At 42.7% G+C, this 15,056-nt stretch carries 19 protein-coding genes, 2 tRNA genes and 4 pseudogenes; 19 read left to right on the top strand and 6 right to left on the bottom strand.

The features are described from left to right. Positions 1 to 235, top strand: a pseudogene (locus PWP39_RS07800) (multidrug transporter); the annotation flags it as partial. Here the strand turns inward: PWP39_RS07800 and PWP39_RS07795 are convergent. After that, positions 232 to 554: pseudogene (locus tag PWP39_RS07795) on the bottom strand (phosphatidylglycerophosphatase A); the annotation flags it as partial. The pseudogenes PWP39_RS07800 and PWP39_RS07795 sit on opposite strands and share 4 nt — an antisense overlap. On the opposite strand from PWP39_RS07795, the gene PWP39_RS07790 reads away from it, so the two are divergent. The 9 genes and pseudogenes from PWP39_RS07790 to PWP39_RS07750 all read left to right on the top strand — a co-directional run bounded on the left by PWP39_RS07790 (position 555) and on the right by PWP39_RS07750 (position 7,374). Next, entirely contained in the window at positions 555 to 737 is a 183-nt protein-coding gene (locus PWP39_RS07790; protein WP_143522503.1) for a hypothetical protein, read from the top strand. Positions 738 to 804: 67 nt separating this feature from the next. Then, positions 805 to 918, top strand: a pseudogene (locus tag PWP39_RS07785) (MerR family transcriptional regulator); the annotation flags it as partial. A 91-nt stretch (positions 919 to 1,009) separates the two neighbouring features. Next, positions 1,010 to 1,786, top strand: coding sequence for a heparan-alpha-glucosaminide N-acetyltransferase (locus PWP39_RS07780; protein WP_011011960.1), 777 nt, complete (start codon positions 1,010 to 1,012; stop codon positions 1,784 to 1,786). After that, complete coding sequence (locus PWP39_RS07775) at positions 1,783 to 2,169, top strand: NfeD family protein (protein ID WP_011011959.1); 387 nt, start codon at positions 1,783 to 1,785, stop codon at positions 2,167 to 2,169. Before PWP39_RS07780 ends, PWP39_RS07775 begins: the two co-directional genes overlap by 4 nt. Before the next feature lie 35 nt (positions 2,170 to 2,204). Beyond that, complete coding sequence (locus PWP39_RS07770) at positions 2,205 to 2,399, top strand: C2H2-type zinc finger protein (RefSeq protein ID WP_014835246.1); 195 nt, start codon at positions 2,205 to 2,207, stop codon at positions 2,397 to 2,399. A gap of 48 nt (positions 2,400 to 2,447) precedes the next feature. After that, a complete protein-coding gene (locus tag PWP39_RS07765; RefSeq protein ID WP_288073411.1) occupies positions 2,448 to 3,137 on the top strand; it encodes a diphthine--ammonia ligase in 690 nt (229 codons plus the stop codon). Then, positions 3,134 to 4,363, top strand: a complete 1,230-nt coding sequence (gene rlmD, locus PWP39_RS07760) for a 23S rRNA (uracil(1939)-C(5))-methyltransferase RlmD (RefSeq protein ID WP_288073410.1) — start codon at positions 3,134 to 3,136, stop codon at positions 4,361 to 4,363. Before PWP39_RS07765 ends, rlmD begins: the two co-directional genes overlap by 4 nt. A 23-nt stretch (positions 4,364 to 4,386) precedes the next feature. Continuing rightward, on the top strand, positions 4,387 to 5,493 hold the full coding sequence (locus PWP39_RS07755; protein WP_288073409.1) for an MFS transporter: 1,107 nt from the start codon (positions 4,387 to 4,389) through the stop codon (positions 5,491 to 5,493). Between the two features lie 33 nt (positions 5,494 to 5,526). Then, entirely contained in the window at positions 5,527 to 7,374 is a 1,848-nt protein-coding gene (locus PWP39_RS07750; RefSeq protein ID WP_288073408.1) for a prolyl oligopeptidase family serine peptidase, read from the top strand. A 57-nt stretch (positions 7,375 to 7,431) separates the two neighbouring features. Here the strand turns inward: PWP39_RS07750 and PWP39_RS07745 are convergent, their stop codons facing one another. Both PWP39_RS07745 and PWP39_RS07740 read right to left on the bottom strand, forming a co-directional pair. After that, positions 7,432 to 8,847 (bottom strand): MATE family efflux transporter, encoded by a 1,416-nt coding sequence (locus PWP39_RS07745; RefSeq protein ID WP_288073407.1) that lies wholly within the window; start codon positions 8,845 to 8,847, stop codon positions 7,432 to 7,434. Between the two features lie 57 nt (positions 8,848 to 8,904). After that, positions 8,905 to 9,153 (bottom strand): hypothetical protein, encoded by a 249-nt coding sequence (locus PWP39_RS07740; RefSeq protein ID WP_288073406.1) that lies wholly within the window; start codon positions 9,151 to 9,153, stop codon positions 8,905 to 8,907. A gap of 75 nt (positions 9,154 to 9,228) precedes the next feature. Here PWP39_RS07740 and PWP39_RS07735 point away from each other — a divergent pair, with 75 nt between their 5' ends. From PWP39_RS07735 to PWP39_RS07720, 4 genes are read left to right on the top strand one after another with little or no spacing between them, the layout of a single operon-like run. Continuing rightward, entirely contained in the window at positions 9,229 to 9,498 is a 270-nt protein-coding gene (locus PWP39_RS07735) for a 50S ribosomal protein L34e (protein WP_288073405.1), read from the top strand. Positions 9,499 to 9,509: 11 nt separating this feature from the next. Next, positions 9,510 to 10,088: a (d)CMP kinase gene (gene cmk, locus PWP39_RS07730; protein WP_288073404.1), complete on the top strand. Its 579-nt coding sequence runs from the start codon at positions 9,510 to 9,512 to the stop codon at positions 10,086 to 10,088. Next, a complete protein-coding gene (locus PWP39_RS07725; protein ID WP_288073403.1) occupies positions 10,089 to 10,340 on the top strand; it encodes a 50S ribosomal protein L14e in 252 nt (83 codons plus the stop codon). 59 nt (positions 10,341 to 10,399) lie between these two features. Continuing rightward, positions 10,400 to 11,395, top strand: coding sequence for a histone deacetylase family protein (locus tag PWP39_RS07720; RefSeq protein WP_288073412.1), 996 nt, complete (start codon positions 10,400 to 10,402; stop codon positions 11,393 to 11,395). 16 nt (positions 11,396 to 11,411) lie between these two features. Here the strand turns inward: PWP39_RS07720 and PWP39_RS07715 are convergent. Beyond that, positions 11,412 to 11,489 (bottom strand) — tRNA-Ile (locus PWP39_RS07715). Between the two features lie 3 nt (positions 11,490 to 11,492). Then, a tRNA-Glu gene (locus PWP39_RS07710) sits at positions 11,493 to 11,570 on the bottom strand. A gap of 157 nt (positions 11,571 to 11,727) precedes the next feature. On the opposite strand from PWP39_RS07710, the gene PWP39_RS07705 reads away from it, so the two are divergent. Together PWP39_RS07705 and PWP39_RS07695 are read left to right on the top strand one after the other, a co-directional pair. Continuing rightward, complete coding sequence (locus tag PWP39_RS07705; protein ID WP_011011946.1) at positions 11,728 to 12,540, top strand: mechanosensitive ion channel family protein; 813 nt, start codon at positions 11,728 to 11,730, stop codon at positions 12,538 to 12,540. Between the two features lie 607 nt (positions 12,541 to 13,147). Beyond that, entirely contained in the window at positions 13,148 to 13,330 is a 183-nt protein-coding gene (locus PWP39_RS07695; protein WP_237718487.1) for a glycosyltransferase family 4 protein, read from the top strand. Here PWP39_RS07695 and PWP39_RS07690 read toward each other — a convergent pair. Beyond that, a complete protein-coding gene (locus PWP39_RS07690) occupies positions 13,284 to 13,772 on the bottom strand; it encodes a hypothetical protein (protein WP_011011944.1) in 489 nt (162 codons plus the stop codon). The two genes, PWP39_RS07695 and PWP39_RS07690, sit on opposite strands and share 47 nt — an antisense overlap. A gap of 224 nt (positions 13,773 to 13,996) precedes the next feature. Between PWP39_RS07690 and PWP39_RS07685 the strand changes: the two genes are divergently transcribed. The 3 genes and pseudogenes from PWP39_RS07685 to PWP39_RS07675 all read left to right on the top strand — a co-directional run. After that, positions 13,997 to 14,227, top strand: coding sequence for an AbrB/MazE/SpoVT family DNA-binding domain-containing protein (locus PWP39_RS07685; protein WP_011011943.1), 231 nt, complete (start codon positions 13,997 to 13,999; stop codon positions 14,225 to 14,227). Then, positions 14,224 to 14,640: a type II toxin-antitoxin system VapC family toxin gene (locus tag PWP39_RS07680; RefSeq protein WP_011011942.1), complete on the top strand. Its 417-nt coding sequence runs from the start codon at positions 14,224 to 14,226 to the stop codon at positions 14,638 to 14,640. The genes PWP39_RS07685 and PWP39_RS07680 overlap by 4 nt, the downstream gene beginning before the upstream one ends. Positions 14,641 to 14,825: 185 nt before the next feature. Beyond that, a pseudogene (locus PWP39_RS07675) lies at positions 14,826 to 15,056 on the top strand (hypothetical protein); the annotation flags it as partial.

Genomic DNA, 15,056 nt, shown 5'->3' with positions numbered 1-15,056 from the left:
GAGGCTGTCAACGGTTTTAACAACCATACTAACGGTTTTTCTTCCGGTTTATTACCCCATAACTCTCGCACCCGAGAAACTACGCTATGTTCTCCTCCTTATACCCACCGTCAGTGCTTCCCACCTGATAGCATATGACCATCCGCAATATGAGAATTTGTCTATGGCATCATTGGTGTTCTGGCTGGTTTTGTGCTTGGTATTGATTCTTACCATCGAGTTCAGGGAAGATTAGATTGTTATTCCTCTTCCTTCGTTGGGAGTCCCGGATGAAGTGAGCTCGAAAACTATTGTCATGCATCCTGCAATGAATCCCCAATTGCATCGTCCAGGAAAGGAGGGAGCTCCTTTAAAATCCCGGGCTTTTTTGTGTCATAGTAAAAGAAGTTAAAGAGGGCTATCTTTCCCCCTATATACTCAGCTATGTTAATCCCGATGAGCTCATCAGCAACTAGGTTTACCGGATCAACTTCAACTTTAAAGCTCTCCTCCAAGAGCAGAGCAGCTGTCAAAAGTGCTTGGATATTTATATCGTTTAGATAGCTCCCCATGAGTTGCTCAATGCCATCTTCTTACCCTATGTGATTGAGTTCAACATGAAAAGCGACTACGCAAGGAAGAAATACATTGAGATAGCAAAGGAAATTGGGTTCAACACCGCTGAGATGGCGAAAAAAGCTTATGCAGATCCCCCGGTGAGCTTCAATCCCGTGGAGCCCAGCGTTGAAGATCTATAAAAAAGCCCCGCTTAACAGTTCTTCCTAAGCGAAAGCTTAAAATATTTTTGTGAATAAATATGAATGCATTATAGTGGAAGAGATGCTCTACATGATAAAGTAAGCTAGTGAAGTACTTGGTGTCTCAAAAACAATCCAGAAATGGGGCAGGGAAGGAAAAATCATAACCGTTAGAACACCTGAGCGGGGTTGAGCGTGATGATTTGCCCCCAATGAACCCGGAGGGGGGCTGAACGTGATGAAACCCAAGTCCGTCGTGAGGGTTGATTTGAATGGACGAAGATTTACTCACACTCACTCATAAAAACTCACGACGGACAGATCCCAGAAAGAAGGGGCGATTTTGGGAGATAGATTTTGCTAGGGGGATTGCGCTGACGATGATGCTAATCTCTAATTTCGTTACTGATCTACAATTTTTCCTAGGATATTCCGAATACAAGACATTCTGGAAAGTATTTGCATATGCAACGGCTTCACTGTTTGTCTCCATCTCTGGGCTTTCCCTATGGATAAGCCACTCAAGAGGAAGAGAAATAAAAAGGGACATTATGAGGTTTGTAAAGCTCTTTGGTCTGGGAGTGCTGATAACGCTAACAACCCACATTGTACTTGACAAAGGGACAATCTACTTTGGAATCCTTCATTTCCTGGGAGTAGCATCAATCCTTGCAATCCCTTTCTATTCTCTGGGATGGAAGAATGTTTTTCCAGCTTTCTTCTTTCTTGCAGGAGCTAAGGTTGTGAAAAATTTCCATGCAGACACTCTCATCCTGCTTCCCCTGGGAATTACGCCAAGAAGTTTTTTCACTTTAGATTACTTTCCAATCTTTCCCTGGTTTGGAGTTTTCCTCTTGGGGACCACTATAGGATCTCTAATTTATCCAAGTGGGGAGAGAAAACTCAAACTAAAAAACCCTAACAATCCCATTGTTAACTTCATCTGCTTCCTGGGAAGAAACACGCTAAAAATATACCTCCTTCACCAGCCAATATTCGTGGGCCTGCTAATGCTTATTTATGGGGAGCTACCTAATATGAATCTGTGATAAGGAATGTCCTAAAACTGTTGGCTCTGCTCGCAGATGAGATTGTGATAGTAGCTCTAGTGATCATCTTCTTAAGAAGAGTCTCTGCAAGGTTAGCCGTAATAGTAGGTGGCGCGCTCATTTTATTCAACCTTTTCCTGGTTAAGTTACTCTGGGGAACTCTCAAAAAGAAAGCTGAAGTTGGCGCTGAGGCTCTAATTGGAGAAAAGGCCGTAGTTGTTGAGGATTTAAATCCAGTTGGACTTGTAAAGGTGAAAAATGAATTATGGACGGCCGAATGTATAAGTGGAACCGCCAGAAGGGGAGAAAAAGTTAGGATAGTTCAGGTTAAAGGAGCTAAGCTACTCGTGGAAAAGGACGACAATGCGGGAAAATTTTTATAAACCATTTTTAGAGCTCATGGTTGAGGGGAGTAAAGATGGTCAAGCTCAAGGCCATCATCGTAAAGGATAGGGACGGCGAGGAATTCCTAAGGTGCCCCAGGTGTGGAATGGTATTCAAGAGGAGGAAGGACTACACAAAGCACGTTAACAAGGCTCATGGCTGGCTCTTTGGAAGGGGTAAGCCAAAGGGCAAGAGACTCCAGAAGAAGTACCTCAAGGCCTCCCAATGAATTTTAATTTTTGATGATGAAACAGCCAGGACCCTGATGAGATGATGAATGGTGGGCTTAGCTGACGTAGCTGTTCTCTATTCTGGAGGAAAAGATTCCAATTATGCCCTTTATTGGGCCATAAAGAATAGATTTAGTGTTAAGTTTCTTGTAACGATGGTTAGTGAGAACGAGGAGAGCTACATGTACCACACGATCAATGCAAACCTAACTGACTTACAGGCAAGAGCCCTGGGAATTCCACTCGTGAAAGGGTTTACCCAGGGTGAGAAGGAGAAGGAAGTTGAAGACCTCAAGAGGGTTTTGAGTGGGCTTAAAATTCAAGGGGTAGTGGCTGGGGCTTTGGCAAGCGAATATCAAAGAAGAAGGATAGAAAAAGTTGCTAAGGAGCTTGGCCTAGAGGTCTACACTCCCGCATGGGGAAGGGATGCCATAGAATACATAAGAGAGCTTCTAAGCCTGGGATTTAAAATCATGGTCGTTGGGGTCTTTGCTTATGGCCTTGACGAAAGCTGGCTCGGAAGGATAATTGATGAAAAAGCTATTGAGGAACTCGTTACCCTTAACAGAAAATACAACGTTCACGTGGCCGGAGAGGGAGGAGAATTTGAGACATTTGTTCTTGATATGCCTCTGTTTAGGTATAGAATTGTAGTCGATAAAACGAAAAAGGTCTGGGAACATTGCACCTCTTCCGGAAAACTAATAATTGAAAAAGCCCACCTTGAACCGAAATGAGAGGGATAATTGAAGACTTATCCCAAGATGGCCTTGGAGTTCTCAAGGGAATTGAAGTCCCCTTCTGCTATCCAGGAGATGAAGTGAGTATAACAAAAACAAGGGATAGGTTTGGGAGAAAGATAGCCTCAGAATTTTCACTCATAACTCCTTCTCCCCTTAGGCAAAGAGCGAAGTGCGGGCATTATGGAAAATGTGGAGGTTGCCTATGGCAAGGCATGAAATATGAGGAGCAGTTAAAATTCAAGAAAGAGATATTTAAGAGAATCACCGGAATTGAAGCGGAAATACTTGGATCACCTAGGATTTGGGAGTTTAGAAATATAAGCAACTTTATAGTTTCTGTAAACGGAATAGGGTTTAAAGAGTTTGCAAGGCCAAAGACTGTTATTGATATAAAAGAGTGCCCAGTCTTCTCGAACAAAACTCTACTATACATAAGGGCAATGAAGGAATTCCTCAAGGAAAGCGGACTAAAACCCTGGAACTGGAAAGAAGGAGATGTCCATTATCTACAAGTTAGGGAAGGAAAGTTTACTGGTGAAGTCATGGTGAATATAATAGCTCACAGGCCACCTGAAGAAACTGTTGTGGAGTACTTCCCATTTGCAGACTCTGTATACTGGAGCATAAAGAGGGACAAGAGAGATGATCCTTCCGGTGAGCCAATTCACCTGGGAGGGGAAGAGTTCATATCTGAGAAAGTTTTGGGTATTAAATACCTCCTTCGTCCTGGGGTCTTCTTCCAAACAAACAGCTATGCCCTTCCATTACTTTTAAAAACAGTTGAGGAGTTCTTAGATGGATCAAAGGTACTCGATCTCTACTCTGGAATTGGGACATTCTCATTGTACTTGGCCAAGAGAGGATTTGAAGTTGTAGGGGTTGAAGTAAATAAGACTGCCGTTGAGGTCGCAAAGCTATCAGCTGAGCTAAATTCTCTCAGCGTTGAATTCAAAGCTAAAAAAGCTGAAGAAGAAAATATTGAAGGATACGATGCCCTAATTTTAGACCCACCCAGGAAAGGGCTAGGAGAGTTTGCGGGAGTTGTAGAGAGGAAAGGGCCTGATAATGTAGTTTACGTATCATGCAATCCAAAAAGATTCATCTTAGACTTCAAAAACCACCTTTCAAGGTCCTACGAAGTTGAGGAAGCAATTCTAATAGACATGTTCCCCCATACTCCGCATGTGGAAGCTGTGATTAAGTTAAGGAAACATTTATAGATGAGCCAACCATCTTGTAAAACATGAAAGAGATTCTCCTTTTATCTCTCATTAGCCTTGGCTGGATATTTAACTATTCTCACAGGATGGCTATTCCAGCTTTAGCTCCATTAATTAGGGAAGACCTGGGGATTGGAAATGCTGAGATTGGATTATTGATGACTTCTCTTTTGCTTCCTTATGCCCTAATTCAAGTTCCTGCGGGGTATTTAGGAGATAGGTTTGGAAGGAAGAAGATGGTCGTGCTCAGTATAATTGGGTATTCTTTATCTTCAGCCCTTATTTTTATAGCTAGAGATTACTGGGAGTTAGTTGGTATTAGAGCCCTATATGGATTCTTTGCTGGCCTTTACTATGCTCCGGCCACGGCCTTGATTAGTGAGGTATTCAAGAACAGAAAGGGCTCAGCCCTGGGAATATTCATGATAGGCCCTCCAATAGGTTCAGGAATAGCTCCGTTAATAGTTGTTCCAATAGCTTTAACCTTCAACTGGAGAACCAGCTTTCTTGTTCTATCCTTTATTAGTGCCATAGTAGGAGTTCTTTTGTTCCTAGCTATTAGGGAAGACTGGAAGAGTGAGGGACGTGTGAACTTTTCAATTCCCAAGGGAGTCATGCTCCTTAGCTTAGCCAACTTCCTGGGAATGTCAGCCTTCTTTGCAGTTCTAACTTTTCTAGTTTCATTCTTGGTTGATAGAGGAATGAGCGTAGAAAAAGCTGGATTAGCATTCTCTCTCCTTTCCACATTTGGAATTTTGGGCTCAATTCTTGGAGGATTTATTTATGACAGAATTGGAAAAAGGAGCGTTTTACTTGCTTACCTCCTAAATTCCCTATTTACGCTTTTGATCTTGGCGGATCAGAACACCATAATCCTGGTTCTCTTGGGTTTAACAATTTACTCTGTCGGAGGAATAGTAACAGCATATACAGCCGAAAAAGCCAGAAAAGACAATTTGGGCGTCGTTATGGGCTTTGTGAACATGATGGGGTTCTTTGGGGCTACAGTGGGGCCCTATGCTGTAGGAGTAATGATAGATAGCTTGGGCTATTCCAAGGCCCTACTTTTCGTTCCGATTTCATATCTTTTAGCGGCAATTCTAATCTTCCTGGATGAAAAACTTCATTAACCTCTACATTCCAACGTTAAGATGGTGATCTCTATGGAAGATCCCTATATATGGATGGAGAATCTTAACGACGAGAGGGTTCTGAAGATAGTTGAAAAAGAAAACAAGAGATTTAGGGAGTTTATTGGAGAATTAAGTGACAAGCTATTCCCTGAGGTTTGGGAACAATTTTCTCAGCCCGCAATTAGAATGGCCAGGATAACCAAGAAGGGAATAGTTGTTTCCTACAGCGAGAAAGATAGGGTAGTGATAAAGTGGTTTGACGGGGATGTTATAGTTGATTCCAAGGAATTGGAAAAAGAAGTGGGGGATGAAGTGCTCCTTCAAGGATTTACAACGGATGAAGAAGGTGAAAAGCTTGCCTATAACTTTTCCATTGGAGGGGCAGATGAGGGGATAACGAGGATTATAGACCTCAAAACTGGAGAAATTATAGAGGAGATAAGGCCTTCTGTATGGAACATAATCTTCCTGAAGAACGGCTACTACTTTGTGAGGTTCTATAGAAAGGAAAAGACTCCTGACGGAATTAATCCTCCAGCCGTAAGGATGTTCTGGAAGGACAGAGAAGGGGAGAAGATGGTCTTTGGAGAAGGGCTAACCTCGGGATATTTCATGAGTATTAGGAAAAGTTTTGACGGAAATTTTGCGATTGTGACCTTAACCTTTGGATGGAATCAAGGTGAAGTGTACGTTGGACCAATTGATAATCCCCAAGAATGGAAGAAGGTTTACTCCGCAAGTGTTCCTGTAGAGCCAATAGACGTTATAGATGGAAAGCTTTACCTCCTCACCAAGGAAGGAAAAGGGCTGGGAAAAATAATAGCTGTAAAAGATGGAGAAATTGAGGAGATCATACCCGAAGGCGAATTCCCCCTAGAGTGGGCGGTAATATTGGGAGATAAGATACTGGTCGGAAGGCTCGTCCATGCAAGCTATAGACTTGAAGTATATACCCTAAGCGGTAAAAGGGTTAAGGAAATTACTTTTGACATTCCAGGAAGCTTGTATCCTCTAGACAAAGACGAAGAGAGGGTTATTCTTAGCTACACAAGCTTTACAATCCCATACAGGCTTTACGAGTTCAAGGAAGATTTGAGGCTAATAGAGGAGAGAAAGGTTGAGGGAGAGCTTAGGGTTGAGGAAGACTTTGCCACAAGCAGGGATGGGACAAGGGTTCACTACTTTATAGTGAAAGGTGAAAAGGATGAGAAGAAAGCTTGGGTATTTGGTTACGGTGGATTCAATATAGCCCTGACTCCAAGATTCTTCCCCCAGGTGATACCATTCCTCAAGAGGGGAGGAACATTCGTCCTGGCTAACTTAAGAGGAGGAAGTGAGTATGGAGAGGAGTGGCACAGGGCTGGAATGAGGGAGAACAAGCAAAATGTCTTTGATGACTTCATAGCAGTTCTTGAGAAGCTCAAGAAAGAAGGCTACAAAGTTGCGGCCTGGGGTAGAAGCAACGGAGGACTCTTAGTTTCAGCAACATTAACTCAAAGGCCTGATGTAATGGACGCTGCATTGATAGGCTATCCAGTTATTGACATGTTGAGGTTTCACAAGCTCTACATTGGTAGCGTTTGGATTCCAGAGTACGGAAATCCAGATGATCCAAAAGACAGAGAGTTCCTCTTGAAGTACTCTCCCTATCACAATGTTGATCCCAATAAAAAGTATCCACCAACATTAATCTACACTGGCCTCCATGATGACAGAGTTCACCCAGCACACGCTCTGAAGTTCTTCATGAAGATGAAAGAAGTTGGAGCTCCGGTTTATCTAAGAGTTGAAACGAAGAGCGGTCACATGGGTGCTTCGCCAGAGACAAGAGCTAGGGAGCTCACAGATCTCCTAGCCTTTGTTCTCAAGACGCTCTGACGTTCTCTTCTATTCTTCTTTAAGCAGAGCGGTTAGATAGAGCTCTCATATCGCACGTTAGTGATGCTCTTCGATAACTCCCTTTAACCAACTCCCCCTGAGGAACCATGCCAAGCCTATAAGAGCTCCTATAACGTTACTTAATCCCATGCCAAGCCACATTCCTGCAGTATCTTTCATAACAACTCCTAGCCAGTAGCTCAACGGGATCCTAAGAATCCAAAGCCTTATTATTCCAAGGATCATGCTCTTCTTTGTGTGTCCAGCGCTGTTAAAGACATTATTTACAGCGGAGAATATACCAAAGAAGGGCAGGGAAGCTGAGAAATACATAACGACCTTTTTGCTCTCAGCTATTACCATGGGATCATTAACGAAGAACTTGAAAATTGGAACCCTAAATATTGCAAACGTGAGCGTTCCAATGCTTAATATTGTGAAGTTTATGAGCATTGTCTTTTCTGCTATTTCCTTAGCCCTTTCGTACTTTCTAGCTCCGAGATTTTGCCCAACCATGGTGCCCATTGCCATGCTTATTCCATCGGAAAAAGCGAACATGAAGTTCGTTAACCTGTTAGTTATGCTATAAGTGGGAAAGGCAACATCTTCGTAACCCTTAATCCCATGAGCTTCACCATAAATTCTTCCAACTGTAAATATTATTCTAGTTAGTATCACAAATCCAAGGGCAGAAGTTGAGTCCCCAATGCTTGAAGGTAAGCCTACTCTAAATATCCTCGAATATAACTTTAAATCTGGCCTTAGGTTCTCCAATGTTAAATGTATCCCAACCTTTCCCGTAAAGAGTAGATAACCTCCTATCAAAGAGCCAACGCTGTTCGAGAGCATCGTTGCAATTGCCGCTCCAGCAACACCCAACTCAGGAAATGGCCCCCAACCAAAGATTAAGAAAGGATCTAGGATAATGTTCAGGATAATTGTCCCAATGTTAATTTTGACTGGAGTTTTTGTATCTCCAATAGCCCTCAAGAGAAAGTTGAAAGCGAAGAGTGTGAATGAGAAAGGTATTCCAGCAAAGATGATTCTAGTATACATCAGGGCGTAGGGAAATATGGTTTCGCTAACTTTCATGAATCTCAAAAAGTAGGGAGCTAGTGCTATTCCAAATACACTCACCCCAGTGGCAAAGATTAAGAGGAGCGAATAAAGGGCTCCTGCATAGCGGTTGGCCTTCTCATAGTCTCCAGCTCCAACGTATTGACTCACAAAGGCGAAACCAGCGACGACAAATCCGCTACCTATGCTCATGAGAAACCAGACCAAAGGCCAAGCCGTTCCAGGGGCTGAAAGCTCAATTCTTCCCAGTTTACCAAGCCAAAAAGTGTCAGTTAAATTGTAGAGAACGTGAACGAGCTGATTAATTATTATGGGGTAAGCTAACATCAAAAGTGTGGGCACAATGGGGCCGTTGAGTATTTTCTCCCTATTAGCCTCTATTTTTTCCTTGCTCATGTCGATTAGATAAAAATCTAAGCGTTTTAAAAAATTTATTATGGATAAAAAAGCCCACTACTTCTTTTTCCTTAGTAATTCAGACAACAGATCTTTAACGGCGTTGACGAGCTCTTGAAGCGAGGCACTATCATGGTTTATTCCTATTGTAATTTTCATGTCGGTTGTCGCAAACGAGACATAAACGGTGTTCCCCTTGCTATGGGCAAAAAACTGTTCCACAGTTTCCTCTCCTGCATCTTCTTCCTCCTCTACTCCACTAGGTATCTCTGGATTATCCTCGAGTATCATAGGTCTTGGCTCCATTTCACCACCCCCATCTCTTGACCGTTGGTTAAATTTAAAAATGCTTAGCTTTAGCCCAATCCGAGGTGGGAACTAATGAAGCCAATGTACAGGTCAAGGTCATGGAGAAGGAAGTACGTCAGAACACCTGGAGGGAGGGTTGTAATTCACTTCGAAAGGAAGAAGCCAAAGATTGCCCACTGTGCAATGTGTGGCAGACCATTGAATGGAGTTCCCAGGGGGAGACCTGTTGAGATGAGAAAGCTACCAAAGACAAAGAAGAGACCCGAGAGACCAATGCCACACCTCTGTCCAAAGTGCATGCGCAAGGTTATGAAGGAGCAAATTAGAGCTCAACTCACCTGAAGGGGTGCCCCATGCCCAAGGGGTGCCTCGTAATAACTGTCAGCGGTTTAGCTGGTTCGGGTACAACTACTCTATGTAGAAAGTTGGCCGAACACTACGGCTTTAAGCACGTCTACGCAGGTTTAATATTCAGGCAGATGGCCAAGGAGCATGGCATGACCCTTGAAGAGTTTCAGAAGTACGCAGAACTCCATCCAGAGATAGACAGAGAAGTTGATAGGAGACAAATAGAGGCCGCTAAGGAATGCAATGTTGTAATTGAAGGGAGATTAGCTGGGTGGATGGTAAAGAATGCAGATTTGAAGATTTGGCTTGACGCCCCCATAAGGGTTAGGGCTGAAAGGGTTGCAAAGAGAGAGGGAATAAGTGTTGAAGAGGCCTTTGTGAAGATAGCTGAAAGGGAAATGCAGAACAGGAAAAGGTATTTAAACCTATATGGTATCGACATAAACGACCTTTCCATATATGATTTGATAATTGACACATCTAAATGGTCGCCCGATGGGGTCTTCGCAATTGTGAAGGCTGCCATCGACCACCTGGACCCCGTCGGCGACGCGGGGTCGAAAAAAGAGAAGGAGGTGGGATGAATGCCTGCAATCGATGTTGGTAGAATAGCTGTAGTAATCGCTGGAAGAAGAGCTGGACAGAAGGTAGTTGTTGTTGATATCATAGACAAGAACTTCGTTCTAGTTACTGGGGCAGGGCTCAACAAGGTTAAGAGGAGAAGAATGAACATAAAGCACATTGAGCCCCTTCCACAGAAGATTGACATTCCCAGGGGAGCAAGCGACGAGGAAGTTAGAACTGCCCTTGAGAAGGCAGGAATAAGCCTTGCCTGATTTCTTATTCTTTTTAATAAAGTTTAAGTTTTCCTACTTGTAATATTCTCTCATGATCAATATTTTATTCCAAGAAGTTTAACCTCCATAGACCTAGTGAGTATCATCCAGAGAATCCCAAGAGACTCGAAATCGTTCTTTCCAAGGTCAGAGAGCTTGGACTTGAAGAAAGAATAGAAGAACCAAACCCAGTTGAAGAGACTTTCGTTGAGAAAATTCACGACAGGGATTACATCAACTTCGTTAAAGAGGCCGTTGAAAAAGGAATTACGAGACTTGACCCAGATACCTACGTCTCCCCTGGGACTTGGAGTGCGGCATTGTTAGCTTTAGGAGCCGCAAGGAGTGCAGCTTTATCGGCCCTTCACTATGGAGGCCTCCACATGGCTTTAGTTAGGCCCCCTGGGCATCACGCAGGAAGAAGAGGTAAAGCAATGGGGGCTCCAACTTTAGGCTTCTGCATCTTCAACAACGCGGCCTCTGCAGTTGTCACCTTGAAAGAAGAGGGAGTTGGAAAAGTTGTTGTAATAGATTTTGACGCTCATCATGGAAACGGGACTCAGGAAATATTCTGGAACGATCCCGATGTGATTCACATAGATCTACACGAGAGAGACATCTACCCAGGGAGTGGGGATGTGAGTGAAGTTGGAGGGTCAAATGCTTATGGGAGCAAGATAAACCTCCCAATGCCCCACTATTCTGGGGATGGGGATTACATATATGTTTGGGACGAAATTGTGCTTCCAATAGTTGAAGAAGTTAAGCCAAAGGTCATCGTAATTTCCGCGGGCTTTGATGGATTTAAAGGGGATGGTCTAACAACATTAAGGCTCACAGAAAGTTTTTACTCTTATGCAGGGGCTACATTAAATAAATATCCCTTGGCATTTATATTGGAAGGCGGGTATGGAGTAGGGTTAGATAAAGGTTTTCCGGCCTTCATAATGGGCTACGAAGAGGGTAAAGCGAAAGCTCGAGAAGAGCCAAGATATGAGACCCTAAAGTTGGCGGAGGAGGTTAAGGACATCTTGAGTCCCTGGTGGTCGTTATAAGTTTTTAGAAGAATTATGGTGGGCCCGCGGGGCTTCGAACCCCGGACCTCCCGCTTATCAGGCGGGCGCTCTGACCAGGCTGAGCCACGGGCCCATTTGGTGCCCCGGCCGGGATTTGAACCCGGGTCGCGGGATCGAGAGTCCCGCATGATTGACCGGGCTACACCACCGGGGCGTGCCCAATAGTTTTCCCTAGCTATAAATTTAAAAAGTTTTCGATCCCCGCATTGTTACTCTTACCTGAATTGTTCGAAGTTTTGGCTAGGAATATTATAAGCTAAAGTCTTAAATTATATTTTGGATAAATATAGTAATTGCCAGGAGGTGATAGTGTGGTGGCTCTTGACGAGCCTCTTCCTTATGTTGGAGTTACACCCATGCAAGTGTTAACTGCAATAGTAGTCTTAATAGTGGGGTATATTGTGGCAAAGGTAGTCGTTGCTTCCTTCAAGCGAGGGCTCAAGAAAACAAAACTTCCCGAGCTTGTCGTGGAATTCCTCGGAAGATTCCTCAGCGCACTCCTCTACGTGGCAGTAATACTACTCGCAGTTAGAGCCCTCGGTATCGAAGTTGGATCAGTAGTCCTGGGCCTGTCAGCAGTGATAGGTTTAATCTTGGGCTTTGGAATGCAGGACACACTCACCAACCTAGCAGCGGGCGTCTGGATAGCCGCCCTAAGACCCATTGACATTGGCGAAGTCGTTGAAGTTGCAGGAAAAGTTGGAAAAGTCAATGCCGTTGGCATAATGAGCACAGAACTGCTAACTGCAGACAATGTCCTCATAACAATCCCCAACAAACTCGTCTGGGGGAACGTTATAACCAACTACACGAGAATGCCAACGAGGAGGGTTGACGTAAATGTTGGAGTGGCCTATGGTACAGACCTCGACAAGGCCATTAAAGTGGCCATGGAGCTAATGCAGAACCATCCAAAGGTTCTCAAAGACCCCGCTCCAGCAGTTGTTGTAACAGAACTTGGTGACTCATCAATAAACCTCCAGCTTAGGGCATGGGCGAAGACCGAGGACTACTGGACCGTTAAGTTCGACCTAACCAAAGGCATATACGAGGCTTACAGAAGAGAAGGCATAGAAATACCATTCCCACAATTAGACGTACACATAAAAGAAATGCCAAAGTGAGGGGGTTTGTTCTTTACTTTTTTGTTTATTTTCAGTGACGGTCACTAACTTTACAGAGCTCTCCCGTTACTTACTATTCATAAGGAAGCTTTCATCATTCTTGACATGGACAGTCTTCACTCCCAAACCGATACCAGCAGAGAGTTTACCAATCTTGAGAGTTGCGCCTATAAAATAAGCACCATACAGCTGTACTTGAGATTCTCATAGGTAAGCTGAGGATCAAGACCAACGACGATGTACTCTAGTTCTCTCCATTTTTCTCTCGCTTCCCCACACTATTTCATCCCAAGTTTTAAGTCTTCAAATCAAACAACTTTAAATCATTGTAGAAGGAGTTTTCGGTTTTGCTCATTTTTACGTCAAATTCTCCTGTTGAAATTTCGTTGTTTTCTGAGATGCCTACGTTGCTGAAAATTGCCACGGCATTATACTTTTCCGCAAAAGTACTCCTTAAAGCTAAATGGGAGTACGATATAATAGACTGTCAGCAGTTCCTGTATTTCCCGTGTTTTTCATCTAAAGTGCACTTTGCTCTTAGGAAAATCCCCTAGTAATCACCTGGCATGAACTCTGGAAGGAGTATTGGAAAGATTACTTAGGAGCCATGGGCACTTTTGGTATCAAAATAGAAAAATCAATGAGCAAATTGACTTCCCACCATGTATCCGTCTCTCACCTCACCCAAAAGAGACTCCACTATATTGGTGTTGACAGTACTCTGATCCCAAATGGAATTGATTTTAGAAGACTACTCCCTGCTTGTTGGTTATGTAAAAGTCTGCTCTAATTGTGTCTCCTGGGGAATAAGTTTCGTTCAAGAAGATTTCAATTTCAATGTCTTCATCGTCAATTAGAAGCTTTTGGAGGTTTTCTGTTTCATTAGTTAAGACCTCTTTTTCCATTTCTTGAGTAGCTAAGGTTTCTGTTTCTTTTGGTGTCTCGGTTTTAGTTTGAGTCGTGGTTATCTCTGTCTTTGGTTTTTCAATAGCCTTAATCTCGCTAACTGTGAGATTATCTAAATAAATTATCCCGGTGCCGTTTATTATAATCACTAGAGAAGAGAATTTGGCTTCTTTGAAGGGTATGGCTATTATCTCTACATTTTTCCATCCAAAAGAGCCTTTTCCTATAAATGTAACGTTCCTGGCAAATATGAAAGTTTTATTTTCATCAAATAAAGCGAAGGTGAGCAGTAGAGGGAGGAGCAATAACGTGATTAATTTTTTCATTGGATTCACCTTGTTAAAGTCTTGCTTCCACGCATAAACTCCTTTATTGTTCCAATCTTTGTCGCTGTCTTTTTATATTTTGACTATGGGCTTTAAAATTTTCTTTTGTCTTTCCAAACTTTCTCATGTTTTTATGTCACTGCTTTAACAGAGAACCAGAGAAATTTAAATTCACTAAAAATCTTATAAATTTGACAGTATAAACTTTTTATGGTGATATTATTATGGGAATGGAAGTTAAGCGAATTGATAGTCAGGGTAGAATTGTTTTACCAAAAGAGTGGCGGAAAAGGTGGGGTAACGAGGTAATTCTAATCGAATTTGAAGACAGGATAGAGATTTTACCAAAGAGGAAGCCAAAACTTTCAGAGTTCTTTGATATAATCGAAGTGGAAGAGGTTGAGGAAGACGTTGAAAAAGAGCTTTTAAAAGAACTTGCAGGGGAGTATGAATGAGATTCATTGACAGCAATGTTTTTCTTTATGCGATGATAAAGCCAAAAGGGAACACAAGTAAGGAGATTCTCAAAAAGAAGGAAAAAGCCAAAAAGATTCTTCTAAGGGTCGAAAATGGAGAAGATGTTGTGACGACATTGATACACTTAAGCGAGATTGCAAACATCTTGGAGGCAAAGGTAAACCTCACAACTGCGGTAAGATTTTTAGAAAACCTGCTCCTCGCTGAAAATGTTAAAATTCTCCCAGTGTCTGTGGAGGAATATTTGAAAGCAGTACTTATTTCTAAAGAAAAAGGAATAAGTGTAAATGATGCCCTAGCTTATCTCAAAATGAAAGAACTCAACATTAAAGAGATATACACGTTTGACAGACATTTTCAGAACTTAGATGTTGAGGTGATCCAAGACTGACGACCTTTTCTACCTAAAAGCCTAGCCCTTTAGGTGGGGAGGAGATCAGCTTATCTCCCAATCTCAATGCCTCCTCATCTTGACTCTACTAATTATCCTTCTGAACTTCTCTTCCAATCTCTTAGATGCTCAAGACGAAGGTTGTCAGAGAGATTATTAATCCCCTCTCGAACCAGTCCTGAGGGGTGTATCTTAGGACTATTTCAAGATTTCCGGTTTGGTTGATCCAGAAGCCATTGATTACACCATACACTGGAACTGGAGAGACTTTTTCTACGAGTTTGCCATCGAAGCCTAGAATAAGTTACTCAAACACAGATACTTATCTTTACATAAACCTTGATTACCAGTATGCGATTTTCATGAATGCAGAGGCATTTAACACAACCCTAACAAAGCTCTTCATCAATGCAAGT

It is taken from the genome of Pyrococcus sp. (assembly GCF_030153625.1).
Lineage (GTDB): Archaea > Methanobacteriota_B > Thermococci > Thermococcales > Thermococcaceae > Pyrococcus > Pyrococcus furiosus.
This window is presented reverse-complemented; position numbering and strand designations above follow the sequence as displayed.

Bases quoted from the DNA above. Each gene is read 5' to 3' on its own strand.
- PWP39_RS07780 (WP_011011960.1), top strand. From the start codon at position 1,010: ATGGACGAAGATTTACTCACACTCACTCATAAAAACTCACGACGGACA.
- PWP39_RS07770 (WP_014835246.1), top strand. From the start codon at position 2,205: ATGGTCAAGCTCAAGGCCATCATCGTAAAGGATAGGGACGGCGAGGAA.
- PWP39_RS07765 (WP_288073411.1), top strand. From the start codon at position 2,448: ATGGTGGGCTTAGCTGACGTAGCTGTTCTCTATTCTGGAGGAAAAGAT.
- rlmD (WP_288073410.1), top strand. From the start codon at position 3,134: ATGAGAGGGATAATTGAAGACTTATCCCAAGATGGCCTTGGAGTTCTC.
- PWP39_RS07755 (WP_288073409.1), top strand. From the start codon at position 4,387: ATGAAAGAGATTCTCCTTTTATCTCTCATTAGCCTTGGCTGGATATTT.
- PWP39_RS07750 (WP_288073408.1), top strand. From the start codon at position 5,527: ATGGAAGATCCCTATATATGGATGGAGAATCTTAACGACGAGAGGGTT.
- PWP39_RS07745 (WP_288073407.1), bottom strand. From the start codon at position 8,847: ATGAGCAAGGAAAAAATAGAGGCTAATAGGGAGAAAATACTCAACGGC.
- PWP39_RS07740 (WP_288073406.1), bottom strand. From the start codon at position 9,153: ATGGAGCCAAGACCTATGATACTCGAGGATAATCCAGAGATACCTAGT.
- PWP39_RS07735 (WP_288073405.1), top strand. From the start codon at position 9,229: ATGAAGCCAATGTACAGGTCAAGGTCATGGAGAAGGAAGTACGTCAGA.
- cmk (WP_288073404.1), top strand. From the start codon at position 9,510: ATGCCCAAGGGGTGCCTCGTAATAACTGTCAGCGGTTTAGCTGGTTCG.
- PWP39_RS07725 (WP_288073403.1), top strand. From the start codon at position 10,089: ATGCCTGCAATCGATGTTGGTAGAATAGCTGTAGTAATCGCTGGAAGA.
- PWP39_RS07695 (WP_237718487.1), top strand. From the start codon at position 13,148: ATGGGCACTTTTGGTATCAAAATAGAAAAATCAATGAGCAAATTGACT.
- PWP39_RS07690 (WP_011011944.1), bottom strand. From the start codon at position 13,772: ATGAAAAAATTAATCACGTTATTGCTCCTCCCTCTACTGCTCACCTTC.
- PWP39_RS07685 (WP_011011943.1), top strand. From the start codon at position 13,997: ATGGGAATGGAAGTTAAGCGAATTGATAGTCAGGGTAGAATTGTTTTA.
- PWP39_RS07680 (WP_011011942.1), top strand. From the start codon at position 14,224: ATGAGATTCATTGACAGCAATGTTTTTCTTTATGCGATGATAAAGCCA.